The organism is Streptomyces sp. NPDC052114, assembly GCF_040680155.1.
Classification (GTDB): Bacteria; Actinomycetota; Actinomycetes; order Streptomycetales; family Streptomycetaceae; genus Streptomyces.
This window is the reverse complement of sequence record NZ_JBFAWC010000006.1, coordinates 158,998-175,811: the sequence shown is the minus strand read 5'-3', so window position 1 is coordinate 175,811 and position 16,814 is coordinate 158,998. Positions and strand designations below refer to the sequence as shown.

General features: G+C 70.8%; 18 protein-coding genes. 10 read left to right on the top strand and 8 right to left on the bottom strand.

Features of this window, described 5'->3' with window-relative positions; translation table 11 throughout:
• Positions 1 to 189 precede the first annotated feature (189 nt).
• Positions 190 to 750, top strand: a complete 561-nt coding sequence (locus AB0L89_RS15410; protein WP_365140316.1) for a GNAT family N-acetyltransferase — start codon at positions 190 to 192, stop codon at positions 748 to 750.
• Positions 751 to 1,031: 281 nt separating this feature from the next.
• A complete protein-coding gene (locus tag AB0L89_RS15405) occupies positions 1,032 to 1,694 on the top strand; it encodes a DUF4232 domain-containing protein (protein ID WP_365140313.1) in 663 nt (220 codons plus the stop codon).
• A 33-nt stretch (positions 1,695 to 1,727) separates the two neighbouring features.
• Here the strand turns inward: AB0L89_RS15405 and AB0L89_RS15400 are convergent, their stop codons facing one another.
• From AB0L89_RS15400 to AB0L89_RS15385, 4 genes are all read right to left on the bottom strand, one after another.
• Positions 1,728 to 2,117, bottom strand: coding sequence for a signal peptidase I (locus tag AB0L89_RS15400; protein ID WP_365140310.1), 390 nt, complete (start codon positions 2,115 to 2,117; stop codon positions 1,728 to 1,730).
• 113 nt (positions 2,118 to 2,230) lie between these two features.
• The gene (locus AB0L89_RS15395; RefSeq protein WP_365140307.1) at positions 2,231 to 3,505 is read right to left on the bottom strand and encodes an APC family permease; all 1,275 of its coding nucleotides are present in this window, start codon (positions 3,503 to 3,505) and stop codon (positions 2,231 to 2,233) included.
• A gap of 168 nt (positions 3,506 to 3,673) precedes the next feature.
• Positions 3,674 to 3,865 carry a CsbD family protein gene (locus AB0L89_RS15390; protein ID WP_365140304.1) on the bottom strand — a complete coding sequence of 64 codons (192 nt, stop codon included), beginning with the start codon at positions 3,863 to 3,865 and terminating at the stop codon, positions 3,674 to 3,676.
• Positions 3,866 to 3,955: 90 nt separating this feature from the next.
• Entirely contained in the window at positions 3,956 to 4,183 is a 228-nt protein-coding gene (locus AB0L89_RS15385; protein ID WP_365140301.1) for a DUF5133 domain-containing protein, read from the bottom strand.
• A gap of 219 nt (positions 4,184 to 4,402) precedes the next feature.
• Between AB0L89_RS15385 and AB0L89_RS15380 the strand changes: the two genes are divergently transcribed.
• Complete coding sequence (locus AB0L89_RS15380; RefSeq protein WP_365140298.1) at positions 4,403 to 4,651, top strand: hypothetical protein; 249 nt, start codon at positions 4,403 to 4,405, stop codon at positions 4,649 to 4,651.
• 79 nt (positions 4,652 to 4,730) lie between these two features.
• Here AB0L89_RS15380 and AB0L89_RS15375 read toward each other — a convergent pair whose 3' ends face one another.
• The gene (locus tag AB0L89_RS15375) at positions 4,731 to 5,756 is read right to left on the bottom strand and encodes a mechanosensitive ion channel family protein (RefSeq protein WP_365140295.1); all 1,026 of its coding nucleotides are present in this window, start codon (positions 5,754 to 5,756) and stop codon (positions 4,731 to 4,733) included.
• Positions 5,757 to 6,298: 542 nt separating this feature from the next.
• Here AB0L89_RS15375 and AB0L89_RS15370 point away from each other — a divergent pair.
• From AB0L89_RS15370 to AB0L89_RS15360, 3 genes are all read left to right on the top strand, one after another.
• The gene (locus AB0L89_RS15370; protein ID WP_365140292.1) at positions 6,299 to 7,582 is read left to right on the top strand and encodes a bifunctional folylpolyglutamate synthase/dihydrofolate synthase; all 1,284 of its coding nucleotides are present in this window, start codon (positions 6,299 to 6,301) and stop codon (positions 7,580 to 7,582) included.
• Positions 7,583 to 7,804: 222 nt separating this feature from the next.
• A complete protein-coding gene (locus tag AB0L89_RS15365) occupies positions 7,805 to 8,179 on the top strand; it encodes a hypothetical protein (RefSeq protein WP_365140289.1) in 375 nt (124 codons plus the stop codon).
• Between the two features lie 185 nt (positions 8,180 to 8,364).
• Entirely contained in the window at positions 8,365 to 8,730 is a 366-nt protein-coding gene (locus tag AB0L89_RS15360) for a metalloregulator ArsR/SmtB family transcription factor (RefSeq protein WP_365141050.1), read from the top strand.
• A gap of 126 nt (positions 8,731 to 8,856) precedes the next feature.
• On the opposite strand, the gene AB0L89_RS15355 is transcribed toward AB0L89_RS15360, so the two are convergent.
• Positions 8,857 to 9,786 (bottom strand): endo-beta-N-acetylglucosaminidase H, encoded by a 930-nt coding sequence (locus AB0L89_RS15355; protein WP_365140286.1) that lies wholly within the window; start codon positions 9,784 to 9,786, stop codon positions 8,857 to 8,859.
• A 115-nt stretch (positions 9,787 to 9,901) separates the two neighbouring features.
• Positions 9,902 to 11,422 (bottom strand): FAD-dependent monooxygenase, encoded by a 1,521-nt coding sequence (locus AB0L89_RS15350; protein ID WP_365140283.1) that lies wholly within the window; start codon positions 11,420 to 11,422, stop codon positions 9,902 to 9,904.
• Positions 11,423 to 11,485: 63 nt separating this feature from the next.
• Between AB0L89_RS15350 and AB0L89_RS15345 the strand changes: the two genes are divergently transcribed.
• Together AB0L89_RS15345 and AB0L89_RS15340 are read left to right on the top strand one after the other, a co-directional pair.
• Entirely contained in the window at positions 11,486 to 12,109 is a 624-nt protein-coding gene (locus tag AB0L89_RS15345) for a TetR/AcrR family transcriptional regulator C-terminal domain-containing protein (RefSeq protein ID WP_365140280.1), read from the top strand.
• A gap of 284 nt (positions 12,110 to 12,393) precedes the next feature.
• Positions 12,394 to 13,194, top strand: a complete 801-nt coding sequence (locus tag AB0L89_RS15340; RefSeq protein WP_365140277.1) for an SAM-dependent methyltransferase — start codon at positions 12,394 to 12,396, stop codon at positions 13,192 to 13,194.
• Positions 13,195 to 13,226: 32 nt separating this feature from the next.
• Here the strand turns inward: AB0L89_RS15340 and AB0L89_RS15335 are convergent, their stop codons facing one another.
• The gene (locus tag AB0L89_RS15335; RefSeq protein ID WP_365140274.1) at positions 13,227 to 14,342 is read right to left on the bottom strand and encodes an FAD-dependent monooxygenase; all 1,116 of its coding nucleotides are present in this window, start codon (positions 14,340 to 14,342) and stop codon (positions 13,227 to 13,229) included.
• Between the two features lie 85 nt (positions 14,343 to 14,427).
• Between AB0L89_RS15335 and AB0L89_RS15330 the strand changes: the two genes are divergently transcribed.
• Both AB0L89_RS15330 and AB0L89_RS15325 read left to right on the top strand, forming a co-directional pair.
• The gene (locus tag AB0L89_RS15330; protein ID WP_365140271.1) at positions 14,428 to 15,108 is read left to right on the top strand and encodes a TetR/AcrR family transcriptional regulator C-terminal domain-containing protein; all 681 of its coding nucleotides are present in this window, start codon (positions 14,428 to 14,430) and stop codon (positions 15,106 to 15,108) included.
• Positions 15,109 to 15,465: 357 nt separating this feature from the next.
• On the top strand, positions 15,466 to 16,776 hold the full coding sequence (locus AB0L89_RS15325; protein WP_365140268.1) for an aspartyl protease family protein: 1,311 nt from the start codon (positions 15,466 to 15,468) through the stop codon (positions 16,774 to 16,776).
• The last annotated feature ends 38 nt before the right edge of the window (positions 16,777 to 16,814 follow it).

Here is a 16,814-nt window from a genome sequence, read left to right as displayed (position 1 = left end):
GGCAGCCGGGAATCGCGTTGCCGTGCCGAGCAGCCCGTTGTTACGGTCACGCCAGCGCGACAGACGCGTGATCACGGGATGGGGAGGTTGATGAATATGGCTGCCGTCGGCCCTCTTCAGCATGCCCTCATCCGGTCCGCGCGATAGCCGAGCGTGGCCCGGGTCGTCTCCAACGACCAGGAGAGACACGTGTCTTCCTTTTCTTCACCCACCCACGCCGACGTGATCACCAAGCGGCTCGTCCTGCGGCCCTGGACCTCGCGCGAGGCCACCGCGGTCCTCGACGGCATCCGCTCCCCGCACTGGGCGGACGATTTTCCCGCCGAAGGCGACCGCGTGATCGCCGGCCTCCTCGACCAGCACCCGGCCTGGTTCGGCGCATACGGCCACCGTCTGGTCGTCGAGCGCGAGAGCAGCCTGGTGGTGGGCTCGATCGGCCTGTTCTGGCCGCCCAGCGAAGGCGTCCTCGACATCGGATACGGCGTGGTGGCCTCCCGTCGCGGTCATGGTTACGCCACCGAAGCCACCCGTGCGCTGACCGAGTTCGCCCTCACCGCCGCGGAAGTCCACACGGTGTCCGCCACCGTGGAACTGTCGAACCCGCCCTCGGTCCGCGTCCTGGAGAAGGCCGGCTTCCGCCGGTGGACCACCCAGGAGAACGTGGCTCTGTTCAGGCTCGGACGTACGGACCCCGGACGTACGGACCCCGGACATCCGGACCTTGGACATCCGGATCTCGGACGCCGCTGATTCCCCGGGCCCTGGAGGCGATGTCCTCCAGGGCCCCTCGCGGTGGCCGAGCCGGAGGGAGGCGCGGTCCGGGTGGTCGGGCTCGTGCCGTGCCCTGCCGGGCCAGGCCGGGCCGGGCCGGGCGGTCGTGCAGTGGCTCGTCGACGGTTCGTGAGGTCGATTTCCTCTGTGACAGAACGAAGACTTCGCGGGGAACCCCCTGTAACTCGGTGCGAGATACAAATACTTCCGACCGCACGACATCCACCGCACGACCACCGCACCACTTCTGGGGGAACACCATGAAGCACACCCGCATCGCCGCGCTCGCCGCCCTCGGCCTCGCCGCCACCCTCTCGCTCACCGCCTGCGGCGGCGACGACACCACCACCGACTCCTCCGCCAAGGACACCTCGTCCTCCTCGTCCTCCAACAGCGACGCGAAGACGGAGAACGGCTCCGGCACGGACAACTCCCAGACCGGCAACGGCACATCCGGCTCCGGCAAGGACAGCAAGGCCGGCACCGACGCCGACGACGCCGCCAAGACCAGCACCAAGACCACCTTCTGCAAGACCGAGGACCTGGCCATCGACGCCGCCGACGCCGCACCCGACGACACCACCGGCCGCATCAACATCACCATGATCAACCGAGGCGCAACCACCTGCTCCGCCACCGGATTCGCCGGCGTCGACATCAAGGACGCCGACCACACCTCCAACCCCATCGAACGCGGCCAGGCCCAGCCCCGCATCACCACCCTCAAGCCCGGCGACGCCGCCGTCTTCAACCTCGCCTACGACATCGACCCCTCCGGCAACAGCCTCGCCTCCCCCACCAACATCGAGGTCACGCCCCCCAACGAGACCCACTCCGTCACCCTGGACTGGCCCACCACCGCCGGAGACATCAAGGGCGCCTACACCGACGTCCAGGTCTACCCCACCCACACCACCAACTAGCACTCACGGCCGACCCCGGCGGCCTTCACGCGGTCAGCCCTGCGACCGCGTCTGCTCCTCCTGCTCCACCGCGTATCCGGGGACGGACGGCCAACGCACCGTCAGCACCACCGACTCTTCCTCCGCGAGCCAGGAGTGGTCGACTCCGTGTCCCCACACCACGTAATCGCCCTGCTGTTCCAGCAGAACACTGCGGCCGGGTAGCTCGACGCGGAAGCGACCGCTGATGAGGACCAGGAGAGCCGTTCGTTCCTCGCCTCTCACCCACTGCTTGCGCTCGTCGCCAGGCGGGTGGACACCCCACTTGATCTCCACGGCCTCGCTGTGACGGGGATCGTCGGTGTCCTTGAAGTGCCCGAGAAGCCACCCCCGATCCAGCGCCGCATCCTTGCCCGCGTTCCCCACGTACACGCCGTCGCTCATGCCTCCGGACGCTAGCAGTTGGTCGTGACAAGCGATCAGCGCCGTCACAGCGGGCCCCGAGGGAGAAGAAGCCGTGCCGAACGTCACGGGTCCGCCCGGCGACGCGGCAGGACTCAGCGTCGGTCCCCGTCGGCCATGACCTTCCGCAGGCCGTGGACGGCGGCGCCGAGTACGAGGACGGCGGCTCCGGAGATCACGCCGGCCACAGGCAGGGCGAAGGCGAGGGCGACGCAGCCTGCCAGGCCGATGACGGGCACGAGGCGGGGCGGCCGTCCTTCGCCAGGGGTGAGGGTCCAGGCCGCCGCGTTGGCGATGGCGTAGTAGGCCAGCACCCCGAAGGAGGAGAAGCCGATGGCGTCCCGTACATCGACGGTCGCCGCCAGGACGGCGACCACGGCACCGACGGCCAGTTCCGCGCGGTGGGGAACCCGGAAGCGGGGGTGGACGGCGGCCAGGGCGTGCGGCAGGTGGCGGTCGCGGGCCATGGCGAAGGTGGTGCGCGAGACGCCCAGGATCAGTGCGAGAAGTGACCCGAGCGCCGCGAGGGCCGCGCCGACGCGCACCACCGGAGCCAGGCCGGGGACGCCCGCGGCACGCACGGCCTCGGCGAGCGGCGCGGCACTCTGGGCGAGGCGCTCCGGCCCCAGCACGGCGAGCACGCCCACGGCGACGGCCGCGTACACGACGAGGGTGATGCCGAGGGCGAGCGGGATCGCGCGGGGAATCGTGCGGGCGGGGTCCCTGACCTCTTCGCCCAGCGTGGCGATCCTGGCGTATCCGGCGAAGGCGAAGAACAGCAGACCGGCCGCTTGAAGCGTCCCGCCGACGGTCGCGTCCGCGCCGGGGTCCAGGCGCGCGGGATCGACGGTTTCGCTGGTCAGGCAGGCGGTCACCACGGCTGCCAGGACCGCGAGAACGACCGCCACGATCGCACGGGTCAGCAGCGCGGACTTCTGTACGCCGGTGTAGTTGAGCGCGGTCAGCGCCACCACGCCGGCCACCGCGACGGCGTGGGCCTGGCCCGGCCACGCGTACAAGCCGACGGTCAGGGCCATCGCGGCGCAGGACGCGGTCTTGCCGACCACGAAGGCCCAGCCGGCGAGGTACCCCCAGAAGTCGCCCAGGCGCTCACGGCCGTAGACGTACGTCCCCCCGGACTCGGGATGGCGGGCGGCCAGCCGGGCCGATGACGTCGCGTTGCAGTACGCGACGACCGCGGCCAGTGCCAGAGCGGCCAGGAGCCCGGAACCGGCGGCACCGGCCGCGGGTCCGAACGCGACGAAGATCCCGGCCCCGATCATCGATCCCAGGCCGATCACCACCGCGTCGGACACCCCCAGGCGGCGGTTCAGCCCACCCGACGCCGTCGGCTCCCCCACCGTGCTCATCACTGGTTCCTCCACCACGCGCCGTTGGACTCGGCGCACGGTAGCGGACGAAGGTGTCCGTCCGAGGTGTCCGTCCGGGGTGCCCGCACCGCGGTCGCCGGCGGCAGCGACCCGCCCCACTCCAGCGCAAGGCCCCGCCGGTGACGGCGGGGCCTTGCGCGGGGAGCGTCAGGAGTCGTCGCGCTTCAGGGAGTCCCTGACGCCCTCCATGCGCTCCTTCGCGGAGTCCATCGCGTCCTTGACGCCGCCCTTGGCCTGGTCGGTCTTGCCCTCGGCTTCCTTGCGCTCGTCGCCGGTGACCTTGCCGAGCATCTCCTTGGCCTTGCCCTTGAGCTTGTCCATGCTGCCGTCGTCACCCATGACCACTCCCTACGATGCCGATCACGTACCCGATCAACGTAGGCCGCGGCCCCGCATGCCGCCCGGCGAGCGGCTACTCTCCGTGACGGGCTACGGGGTGAGGAGGGAGTCGTCGCCCGGACGCGCGCCCGGCAGTCGGTGCCGTGCCGCGATCAGCGCGGCGTCGATGTCCTTGGTTCCGGTGGACACGCACAGGGTGTAGGCGACATCGTCCATGCGGCCCCGCACCGATGGCGATCCGTTCTCGGCGTGCAGGGCCCGCAACGTGGAGTACTGCGCGACGAGATCGGTCAGCACGGCCGGGTGGGCCATCAACATGGTTCCTCCTGATGCTGCGTTGGATGCGACGCTCGGGGTCGTTGCGCGTGTGCCCCGTACGCCGCTGCCCTACGCATCGTGAATCCCGCCGCCCCCGGGCACGGGTCGTCGCCCGCCCGGACGGCTCCGATTGACGGAGCCGCCCTCAGGGAACCCGTGTGGCATTCCGCCTGATCGCATCCCGCCCTCACGGCGCTCCACAGGGAACGGAGCAACACCATGACCGAGCAGAACCCTCCGTCCGTCGGCCAGGACGGCGATCCCGTGCCGAGGGACCTGCCCGACCAGCAGGCCTCGGGCGATGCGGACCCCTGGGACGTGACCGAGGAGACCGCCACCACGGGCAACGCCCCTGACTCCGACAACGACGTGCCCGACACGAGCGAGGCCGGGACCGGGCGCCGCGGCACACCCGATCCCCATGAGCCGGACCAGGACTCCCCTCAGCCGGAGGAGTCCTCCGGCTGAGGGACCGCGCGGTCGTCGACGGGGCCGCCTCCATCGTCGGGCGGCTTCCGCCGACGGCTTCGACCGCTCCGCCCGGCCGTCAGCGGGTGAACGACGCCTTCTCCGCCGCCTTGGCGGGCGAGGAGGTGTCGTCCGTGCGCATCCAGACCGTGCGCTGCGGGAAGGGATGGTCGATGCCCGCGGCGTCGAGCGCTTCCTTGACCCGGCGGCGCAGTTCGCGGGTGACGCCCCACTGCTTGAGCGGCGCGGTCTTGACGACGAGGCGTACGACGATGCCGTCGGCGTCCAGGGACTGCACACCCCAGACCGAGGGGTCCTCCATCAGGACACTCTCGAACTGCGGGTCCGCGCGCAGCGCTTGGCCGGTCTCTTCGAGGACGTCGAACAGCTCTTCCAGGTTGGTGTCGTAGGCCACCGAGACGTCGAGGACCGCGCGGGCCCAGTCCTGGCTGTCGTTGCGCACCCGCAGGATCTCGCCGTTGCGGATGTGCCACAGGCCGCCGTTGATGTCACGGATCTGGGTGAGCCGCAGGCCGACGTGCTCGACCTCGCCGACGGCTTCGCCCAGGTCGACCGAGTCGCCGACGCCGTACTGGTCCTCAAGCATGATGAGCATGCCGGACAGGTAGTCGGCGACCAGGCTCTGCGCACCGAATCCGATCGCAAGGCCCACGACGCCCGCGCTGGCGAGCAGCGGGCCGAGCGCGATGCCGATCTGGTCGAGGGTCATGGCCAGGCCCATGACGGCGATGACCACGGTCACGATGCTGCTGAGCACCGAGCCGATGGTGCGGGCCCGCTGCTCACGCCGCTCGTCCGCCCGGGACGCGTCACGCTGCAGGACGGCCGGGCCGCGGGTGGTGCGGCGCGGTGTGCCCTGATCGTCGTCGGTGGGCTGCAGGATGCGCTCGACGACGCGGGTGATGGCGCGCTTGGCCAGTGCGCGGACAATCATCGCGGCCACGACGATCAGGAGGATGCGGAGCGGAATGCCTATGACGGTTCCGAGGTTGTCCTGGAGCCAGTCCGGGGCGCCGATCGTCTGGCCGGTGGCGCTTTCACCGAGAGGTGGCATTGACGACGCGGACGCATCGGTGGGTGACACGGGAGAAACGCTCCATTCGTGGTGGTGCTGGTACGTGCCGTTCATCGCGCAGAACGTAGTTGTGGTTCTCGGCGCCGGTCAAAAGATGTACAGAGCACGTGGGAGGGGCGTGAACAACATGCGCATGTCTCCCCTCAACTGCCCAGCTCCAGGACGTGAGCGGGAACACGATGGGGTTGCCGGCCACCCGCACTCGCACTGCATCCGGCAGGTATTGAGCGGTGGTTCCTGTGGGCTGCCATGCCTTTCTTCGAGAGGGCCAGGAGTTCACATGCTCACATGACTCGGATTTCACGGAATTCACGTTCGCGGCCGTGGGCTGCGGAGAGCCTTGAGGAGTGGGAGTGGTGCGGATCCGGGTGAACCGTCGGCCGACTCGGCTTTCATCGCCACGTGTCCAAAAAGGGCCGCTGCGCGGAGAGTTCATCACTCTGCGCTTCTGATCCATCTCCCCCAGTGGCATGATCCGGCGGATGGATTACGAATGGTGCACAGAAATGCTTGCGAAAGTGCACGAGAATCCCAGCGGGCTTCCTCGGCAGGTGCGACAGGCGAACGTCTCCCCGCTGCTGGAGGCACTGGGCCGTCCTGAACGGGGACTGCGCGGGACGCTGGTGGTCGGCACGAACGGCAAGGGGTCGACGTGCGCGTTCGCGGTGTCGGCGGTGGCCGCGACCGGCGCCCGGGTGGGCAGCATGCCCAGCCCTCACCTCCAGGAGCCCAGGGAGCGGATCCGGATCGACGGGGTTCCTGTCACGCGCGCCGAGTACACCGCCGCGTTCGCCGAGGTCTGGCAGGCGATCGAGCGGCACGGTCTGCCCGTCCTGTCGCAGGGAATCTTCGCGACGACGGCGGCCGTACACTTCCGCCGGGCGGGAGTCGCGCTGACGGTGGCAGAGGCGAGCATCGGCGGGAGCCGGGCGGCGGCCGCGGAACTCGGCCTGGACGTCAAGGTCGTCACCGGCATCGGGCTCGACCACACCCGGCTGCTCGGCGGTTCCCTGGCCCAGATCGCGCGCGCCAAGGTCGCGGCCGCGCAGGACGGCGACCATGTCGTTCTCGGACGTCTGGCCCCCGAAGCGGCCACCGCCGCGGAGCAGGTGCTCAAGGAGCGGACGGGACTGTCCGTGTGGCGCATGGACCAGGAGATCCACTACACCGCCCGTGCCGCCGGACAGGACGGCAACCGCGGCCCGCTGACGCTGGTCGACGTCTCCACTCCCCGCGCCGTGCACCGCGGCTTGCCCTGTCCGCTGCCCGGCGCGCACCAGCACCACAACCTCGCGGTCGCCATGGCCGCGGTGGACGCGATGGTCGAACGCGGCCACATCCGCGCGCCGGACGGCGAAGAACTGGGCAGACGACTGGCGGCCACACGCTGGCCCGGCCGCCTCGAACTCGTCCCCCACGCCCGGCTGGACGACTGGACGGGCCGCGTCCTCCTGGAAGGCGCCACCAATCCGCAAGGTGTCACGACCGTGGCCCCGGAGATCCTGCGCCATGCCCGTGCGGACGGCCACCCGGGCCCGCCCGTGCTGGTCTTCGCCGCGATGGCCGACAAGGACGTCTCCGGCATGCTCGCCCCGCTCCCCTCCCACTGGCCCCTGGTCCTCAGCCGCACGGAGTCGCACCAGGCCGCCGACCCCACCGCCTTGCGCGCCCGGCTCCTGCCCGGCCGCCGAGGACCGTGTCCGACCGCCGAGGACACCCCGTCGGCGCTGCGCCGGGCCGCCGAACTCGCCGGGCCAGGCGGCCTGATCGTCGTCTTCGGTTCACTGCGCCTCGTGGGCGAGGCCCGCACCGCTCTGGGTCTGGGGCCCGCGTGAGGGACTCCCGGCGGCGGTAGCACCGCTCTGCGCCGAGCCTGCTCGCGCCGACGTGCGGGCACCGACAGCCCGCGAAGCGCGGGCTCACAGGAAAGCGCATCCAACCGATCCGAATCAGGCAAGTGCAGTTGCTTTCGTCCTCTGCCGCACGAGGGAACGGCGCGACTCCTAGTGTCCCGCCAGGGCCGGACAACCATCCCCGTATCCCTCAGAGGAGGATCCGTGACCAGTGTGGAAGTGTCCCTCAAGACCTTGCTGACCGAGGCCGAAGGAGCGCTGGGAGCCGCGGTCGTCGACTACACCAGCGGCATGGCGCTCGGCACCCTGGGCGGCGGCAAGGACCTGGACCTGAACGTCGCGGCCGCCGGCAACACCGACCTGATCCGCGCCAAGGTGCGCACCATGGAGATGCTGGGCCTCCAGAGCAGGATCGAGGACATCCTGGTCACCCTGGCCACCCAGTACCACCTCATCCGCCCGGTGACCGGAAGGGCCGGGAACGGCCTGTTCATCTATCTCGTCATCGACAAGGCCCGGTCGAACCTCGCCATGGCGCGCCATCTCCTCAGGCGCACCGAGGAGCACCTGGAAGTGTGAGCTCCGGCTTCTTTTCTCTGCCCGTCACTTGAAGAATTCTTCAAGCCTCCATCTCTGCATCTTCCGAACTCTCGGATCGCAGGGCCCCGGCCGGGAAGGATGGGACGTCACCCCGGGCGCGGCGGCAGTCGGGGCCGCCGCGCCCCTCTTCAGGGCCTCGTCCGAGTCAGGAAGTGAGCGATCCCGTGCAGGCGCCCCTCTACCAGGTCAAAGCAGAGTTCTTCCGCATGCTCGGCCACCCCGTCCGCATCCGTGTGCTCGAACTCCTCCAGAACGGGCCGGTATCCGTACGGGACCTGCTCATCGAGATCGACATCGAGCCCTCGAACCTCTCCCAGCAGCTCGCCGTACTGCGCCGTTCCGGCATCGTCGTCTCCACTCGCGAAGGCACGACGGTCACCTACGCCCTGGCCGGTGGCGACGTCGCCGAACTCCTGCGCGCGGCGCGCCGCATCCTCACCGAACTCCTCTCCGGTCAGACCGCCCTCCTGGCCGAACTCCAGGACTGCGAGCACCCCGAACGGCCCGCCTCGCCCTCGCGCCAGCCCTGATGAGGACGGTCCGGGCGCTCCGGCCGTGGCGGACGCGTACGGCGGACGGCCGCGCCCCGACATCGTTGTCGAAGGCGCGGCCCGCGCGGATGGCGACGCTAGGGGACGGGGTACGTCCCGGACGGCCTACGGCTTGTAGACGGCGGCACTGCCGTACAACTCCTTGGTGAACGCGGAGACATCGGCGCTGCGATCACTGCCGTCGAGGTTGTACGTCAGATAGACGCCGTAGCCCTCGCTGACGGTGCGCCGGGCGAGGCTGGCGACCGTGCTCTGCGAGGTCCCGCCGATCTCGACGGCGGCGGGCGACAGCTTCGACTTGGGCAGTGCGATGCCCGGGACCTGCCAGGTGCCGTAGTACGGGTTCCAGGCGTAGTCGAACTTGGACGAGATGTCGACTCCGCCGTAGGACAGGCGCGACGCGGCCGGACCGATGTTGTAGAGGCTGATGATCTTGTTCGGCATGTTCGCGCGCAGGGCCGTCACCAGGTGCACGAACGAACTGGCGTTGGGCTGGCCGGTGCCGTTGTTGCCGTACTCGGCGTACTCGTCGTCGAAGTCGATGCCGTCGAGGCCGTACTTGGTCACGGTGTCCGACATCTGCTTGGCGAACGCGGAAGCCGCCTGCTGGGACGGGAAGTTGGCGAAGCCCGCGCCCTGGTGGTTGCCGAGCACCGAGAGGACGACCTTGATGCCCTTCTGCTGCAAGGGGCGTATCTGCGTCTCGGCGTTGTCGAGGACGCGCTGCACGTTCTCGTTGAAGTGCAGATAGGCCGCCTTCTTGCTCGTGTCGTAGTTGATGTTCGCCGCGAAGATCACGGCGACGTCGAAGGCGTTGCCGCCGCCGTTGGCGAGGGTGTACTTGCCGACGTTCAGCATGCTGTTGTTGTTCACCTCGACGTACGCCACCGAGGTCGGTCCCTGTTTCTTGGGAGCGGGCGCGGTAGCGGGGGCCGCCGCCGCGCCGGTCGTGGCGGTCGTGCCGAAGGCGAGGGCCGCGACGGCCGAGAGCGCGAGCGCGGCCGTCCGCGCTCTGCTCCGTACCAGAGTGAACATCGTTGATCGGTCTCCCATCGCATGGGTCGGCGCCCGACCTGTTTCGAAAGCGCCGAGTGAGCCCTCTGAGTTTTTCGCTCCCGTGACCGAATCCCGAGAATCTTGTGCGATTTCTTCACGACTCCTCCGCATGCCGCATCGGGCCCCCGCCCTCCTGCGCGGCCGTGCCCTGCGTGTCGGCGAGCGCCCGCCGCACGGCGGCGACCAGATCGGCGTCGCGCCGCTCGGTGCCGGCCCAGGCGACGTGCCCGTCGGGGCGAATGAGCGCGGCCCTCACCCGGGACCAGGCGGCCGGGGCGCGGTGCAGGGCTGCGACGCGCACGACGAGTCCGGGCCGCTCCAGGCGGGCCAGCTCGGCGCCCGCCGACAGGGTGAGCAGGACGTGGGCGTCGGTGCGCAGCGACGAGAACAGGCCGCACTCGGAGCCGGTGAAGGCCAGGTCGGGGGCGCGCGTGCCGGTGAGCGGGTGGCACGCGGGTCCCGTCGGCGGATAGGCGACGCCGAGCCCGGTGAGGCGTTCGGACAGGGCTCGGTTGAACTCGGGCTGCTCGGCGACCAGTTCGCCGAGCAGCCCGCGCAGGTCCAGGTTCTCGGGCGTGAAGGCGGACATCAGGGCGGTCTGGGCCCGGCTGTGCTCGACCAGCCGGGCACCGACGGGGTGGCGCTCGGCGTGGTACGTGTCGAGCAGGCCGTCGGCGGCCCGGCCGCGCAGGGTCGCGGCGAGCTTCCAGCCGAGGTTGTGCGCGTCCTGGATGCCGACGTTCATGCCGACTCCCCCGGCCGGGAAGTGCTGGTGGGCCGCGTCGCCCGCGAGCAGCACGCGCCCGCGCCGGTACTGCGCGGCCAGCCGGGTGGCGTTGCCGAAGCGGGAGAGCCATTCGGGGTCGCGCATGCCGAAGTCCTCGCCGGTGATGGCGACGGCCTTGGCCCGCAGCTCCTCCAGGGTGAGGTCGCCGGGCCATGCGGTGGTGAGGCTGTCGGGGCTGGCGCCGACCACGCGGAACCGGTCACCGGGCATCGGCGCGATCATCAGTCCGCCCCGGGGGCCGAAGGTGCTGAAGCCGGGCCGCGGCGGACGGTCGAGGACGACGTCACCGAGCCAGCCGAGCACGGTGGAGGGCGTGCCGGGGAAGTCGATGCCGGCGTGCGTGCGGACGGTGCTGCGGGTGCCGTCGCAGCCGACGACGTACGCGGCCCGGAGCTCGTACGGCTCCCCCTCACCCGCCACCCGCACGGTCACCGACTCCGCGTGTTCCGTGAATCCGGTGACGCGGTGTCCGCGGACGATCCGCGCGCCCAGCGCGAGCGCGTGGGCCTCGAGGAGTTCCTCGGTGCGGGCCTGGGGCAGGGCGAGGGTGTACGGGAACGGGGTGTCCAGGTCCCGGAAGTCGAGCCGCTGGTCGAGCATGGCGAAGTGGCCGCCCGGGATCCGCAGCCCTTCGTCGAGGAAGCGCCGGTGCACGCCGCGCGAGGCCAGCACCTCGATGGTCCGCGGATGGATGGTGAGCGCCTTGGAGCGCCGGTCGATCTCCGTGCGTTCCTCGATGACGGTGACGGTCACTCCTCCCCGCCGCAGTTCAGCGGCGAGCCAGAGACCGACCGGTCCGCCCCCGGCGATGACCACCTGCTGTTCCATGACCCCTCCTTGAACGATCCTTGGTCACTGACCAATACGTGTGCGCCGCAGTAAACTAGGTCAATGACCAAGAGGCAAGCGAGCGAGGAGCGCGGGGCCCGCCTGGACCCCGGCACGGTGATCCGTGCGGCGCTGGAGCTGATGGACGAGAAGGGCCTGGACGCCCTGTCCACCCGGGCCGTCGCCGACCGGCTCGGCGTGCGGATGAACACCGTGCTGTGGCACGTGAAGACCAAGGCCCGGATGCTGGAGCTCATGGCCGACGCCGTCGTCGGCGAGATCCCGCTCACCGGCCTGCCGGACCCCTGGGACGAGCGCGTCCGCGAGCTGGCCCGCCGCTACCGGAACGCCCTGCTCGCCCACCGCGACGGCGCCGCGCTCGTCGTCGGCACCAACGCCGCCGAACCGGGCACCTTGCGTTTCGCGGACGCCCTGGTCGGCGCGCTGCTGGACGGCGGCCTCGGGGAGCGCGAGGCCGCCTGGACCACCTGGACCATCACGTACTTGGCGCTCGGGCTCACCCAGGAGGAGCAGGCAACCGCGCGGCAGTCCCTGGAGGGCCGCCTGGCGGGCGCGGTCTCCGGGACCGCCCACCCGGCCCTCCACCGCACGCTGGCCCACCTCGGCGCGGAATCCTTCGGCGAACGCTTCGAGTTCGGCCTGTCGGCGATCCTCCCACGCCGCTGAGGTCGCGGCCCTCCGCCGGGGAGGCGACCGGAGTCCGGCTTCGCGGAGTGAGATGACGGGACGTCATATGCCTGACAGGAACGGCTGGTTGGCGAAACAACCACTCCCCCGCCCGAACCCCTGGTGACCACGCCCACGGAGCCGCCGATCAGCAGTGGTATCTGGGGCCCGTTCCCCGCCTCGAACGGGACGTTCTCCCTGCACCCCGTCGTCGAGTGACCAAGGGGCACGGCCCGTTGTAGCGTCAGAGTGATCAGTGTCAACAGCGGAGAGTGGAGTGGCCCATGCACGGCGCAGGAGATCGGATCGACACGTCGACGGCTCATTCGGCGCGGGTGTACGACTACATCCTGGGCGGCAAGGACCACTACCCCGTCGACGCCGAGGCGGGCGACAAGATGTGTGAGCACTGGCCCGCCCTTCCGGTGCACATGCTGGAGAACCGTCGGTTCATGCACCGCGCCGGGCACTATCTGGCCGAGGAACAGGGCATCCGGCAGTTCCTGGACATCGGCACCGGTCTGCCCACGGCCCCCAATCTGCACGAGGTGGCGCAGCGGGTGGCGCCCGAGTCGCGTGTGGTCTACGTCGACAACGACCCGATCGTCCTTGCCCATGCCCGCGCCCTTCTGCAGGGCACGCGCGAGGGCGAGACCGCTTACGTCGACGCCGACATGCACGACCCGGACGCCATCCTGGACAGTCCGGAGTTCCGCGCGCTGATCGACCTGAAGGAGCCGGTCGGCCTGATGGTCGTCGGCATCCTCCACTTCATCCTGCCGCCCGACGACCACCGCCTGGTGCGGCGACTGCTGGACCCGCTGCCGTCGGGCAGTTTCCTGGCGCTGACGATCGGTACGGCGGACTTCGCGCCCGGCGAGGTCGGGCGGGTGGCCGAGGAGTACGCGCAGCAGGGCATGCCCATGGCCCTGCGCGACCTGGCGACCGCCACCTCGTTCTTCGACGGGATGGACCTCGTGGACCCGGGTGTCACCCAGGTCCACAAGTGGCGTCCGGGCGCCGAGCAGGCCGGCGTCGACGACCGGGCCATCGCGATGTACGGGGCGGTGGCCCGCAAGCCCTGACGCCTCGCGTCACCGGTCAAGAGCCTTCGCCGTCAGCCGGGCCGGAAGAAGGCGAGCATCTTCCGGCCGGCGTCCGGCGCGGCCAGGACGTCCTGGATCCGCGCGGACTGGCGCCCTGCGGCGCCGGTGCGTTCGAACATCTCGCGTTCGTACTCCCTGACGGCGGCGGGGGCGTCGTCGGGGTGCGCGGCCAGCGCGATGCCGAGCAGGGCGCCGTCGAGCAGCGCCATGTTGGCGCCCTGCCCCACCGGCGGCATCAGGTGCGCGGCGTCCCCGAGCAGCGTGACGCCCGGCATCGACGGCCAGGTCAGGCCGACCGGGAGAGTGGTGATCGACCGCGGTACGACCATGTCGTCGCAGGCCGCGATCAGCGCGGTGAACCGCGGGTCCCAGCCGGCGAACAGGTCGACGAGCCGCGCCCGTGCCGCGGCCGGGTCGTCGAACGGGATGCCGCTGGCGGCGAACCAGTCCTCGGCGGTGTCGTAGAAGCTGAGGTAGATGCGGATGCGGCCGTCGCCGTTGCGCTGCGCCGCCAGGGACTGCCGGTCGCCGAGCACCCAGTAGTTGCCGCGCCCGACCATCGCCGCGAGGTCGGGGTGGGTGCGGTCGGCGTCGGGGATGCCGAGCTCGACGGCGCTCTGGCCGGTGTGCGCCGGCCGGGCGTCGGTGAGCAGCGGACGGACCCGGGAGGCCGCGCCGTCGGCGCCGACCAGCAGGTCGTACGTCGCGCTGCCGCCGTCGGCGAAGCGCAACAGGCCGTCGGCCGCGGTGTCGAGCGCGTGCCCCCAGCGCACCGTGTGGTCGGGGAGGGAGTTCAGCAGCAGGTCGCGCAGATCGGCGCGGTCGACCTCGGGCCGCTCCAGCGGGGCGTCGTCGGGTGTGTCCTCCTGCAACAGGAGGGTGCCATCCGGTTCGAGGAGGCGCATGTCCTGCCCCGCGCCACGGGCGATCGCGTGGAACCCGTCGATCAGTCCGGCCTCGCGCAACGCCCGCTGCCCGGTCCCGGAGTGCAGATCGAGCATCCCGCCCTGACCGCGCGCGCCGCGCGCCGCCTCCCGTTCGTACACGACGGAGTCGATGCCGTTGATGTGCAGCACCCGGGCCAGGGCCAGGCCGCCCAGACCGGCTCCAACGATGGCTGTCCTCATGGTCGTTGCCCCCAATTCGCCGCATCGGTCGATACACTGTATTGACCAATTCACTGTACCGATCCAAGCGGTGTACTGTCGCGGCATGTTGGTGTGGGAGAGGCCTGAACCGTCGGAACGACCGGTGCCGGCCCCGCTGAGCCGGGAACGGATCGTGCGAGCGGCGATCCGGCTGGCCGACGCGGGCGGCCTGGAGGCGGTGTCGCTGCGCAAGGTCGCCGCCGCACTGGGCGTCGGGCCGATGCGGCTGTACGGATACATCGCCACCAAAGAGGAGTTGCTCGACCTCATGGTCGACGCGGTCCACGCCGAGATCCAGCCCGCCGGAGACGGTTGGCGCGAGATGCTGCGCTCCCTCGCCGAAGCCGTCCGGGACGCCGTCCACCGGCACGAATGGCTCGCCGACCTGATCGGCGGTCGGCCCCCGCTCGGGCCGCACGCGCTGGCCAGGAGGGAGAAGGTACTGGCCGCGATGGGCGACGTCGACGTGGACGTCGTCGTGCCCGCGGTCGGCGCGGTCGACGCGTACGTGATCGGGGCGGTGCGTCGCGAGATCACCGAGCGGCGCGCCGAGCGGGCCACCGGGATGGACAAGAGGCAGTGGCAGGTCGCCTTCGGGCCCTACCTGTCACGGATCCTCGCCACCGGCCGGTTCCCCGCGCTGGCCTCGGTCGTCCACGACGGCCCCCACCTGGACGCCGACCAGACCTTCCGGACGGGCCTCGACTTCCTCCTCGACGGCATCGAGGCCCGCATCTCGGGCTGACGCGCGAACGTCATCGCCCCGCGCGCCCGGCGCCGGAATTGCCGCGGGCCACGCGTCCGCCGGGCCCGCGCGCGGGTCGGCGATCCCCATCGTCGGCTGGGAACTCCAATGGACGCGCGCGGCGAGCACCAGATCTTCCGTGAGCTGCGGGCCATGGCGCCCGACCGGATCACCGTGGTGGTCACGCACCGGCTCGACGCCCGATCGCGGGACCGCGCCGACCGCGCGGTCCCGCGGCTCGCCCCTCGCCCCTCCCTGGCCGTGGTGTATCGCGGGCGTATCAAAAAGCGCATACGCCCCCGCAACAGTCCGGCGTCTTCAGTGGGGCCACGAAGGCCAACACGAGAAGGAGCAGCTGTGGCTGACAACAACGGGACATGGGGCCGTCGTTCGCTGTTACGGGGTGCCGCCGTGCTGGCCGGAGCCGCCGCGACCGCGCCCCTGCTGAGTGGGGCGGCGACGGCGCTCACCGGCAACGGCGACGCGGACGCGCTGTTCAAGGCCGGGGAGTTCGAGAAGGCCGGTCGCGCGTACGAGGAGATCCTGAGGAAGGATCCCGAGAACCTGCACGCGGCCCGTCGGCGCGGTCACGTCGCCCTGCTGGGCAATGAGTTCCGCGACGCGGAGAAGTACCTCAAGGCCGCCGTACGGCTCGCGCCCGACGACAAAAACGCCCACTACTTCCTGGGCGACTGCTACATGCGGCAGGACAAACTCTCCCTGTCCGCACCACACTGGCAAGCGGCCGGCGAGGACGCCTACGCGAAGTGGTTCGCGGCCTTCCGCGGCGAGGCGTATCAGGTCCACGGCGACAGCGCACGGCTGGAGTTCCAGCAGATGGACCCGGCGCCGCTGGTGGAGGCCTCGCTCAACGGCGGGCCGCCGAAGCGCTTCACGTTCTACACCGGCGCCACGAACCTGAACCTGACCGCGACGGCGGCCAAGGAGGCCGGGCTGACCCCCGTCACCAGTCAGCAGATCGATTTCGAGGGCGGCCGCATATGGGCGCACTTCGGGATACTGGACTCGTTCACGCTCGGCGGCATCGAACTGCGCAACATCCCCGTGGGCTGGTCGTCGAAGGAGTCGGGCGAAGACGTCGGCACCGACAGCGACGGCATGATCGGCACGTGGGTCTTCGCCCACCTGCTGACCACCTTCGACTACGCGGGGCGGCAGCTGATCCTGCGCCGCCGCACCCCCGACACGGCCAGGAAGGCACGCGCCGCCGCCGCGCGGGCGGGCGCCGAAGCCCTGCCGCTGTGGCTGGCCGATCAGTATCTGCACACCAGGGGCAGCGTCGCGGGCGCCACCGGCTCCCGCACCGGAGTGGTGGGCGTCAACTTCGGCGGAAGCGGCGGCGAGAGCGCCGCGGTCGTCTTCGCGCGGACGGCCGAGCAGGTGGGGATCCGCAGTGACCACGACCGCCCGATCGGGACGTTCGCCCACAGCCACCCGGCCGTCACCTACCCCTGCTACCCCAAGGAGATCCGCCTCGGCGACGCCGCAGCCCAGGACATCTACTGCGAGACGCACCCCCAGGCGCCGCTCGCCCCCTACGGGTTCGACGTGCCGGCCGCCTTCTTCCACAGCTTCCACAAGCCGTACAACGTCACCGTCGATTTCACCGCCATGAACCTCTACATCGCCCGCGGCAAGGCCGCCTGATCACCGCCCGCACGGGCAGGGCGACCGGCAGGCGGGGC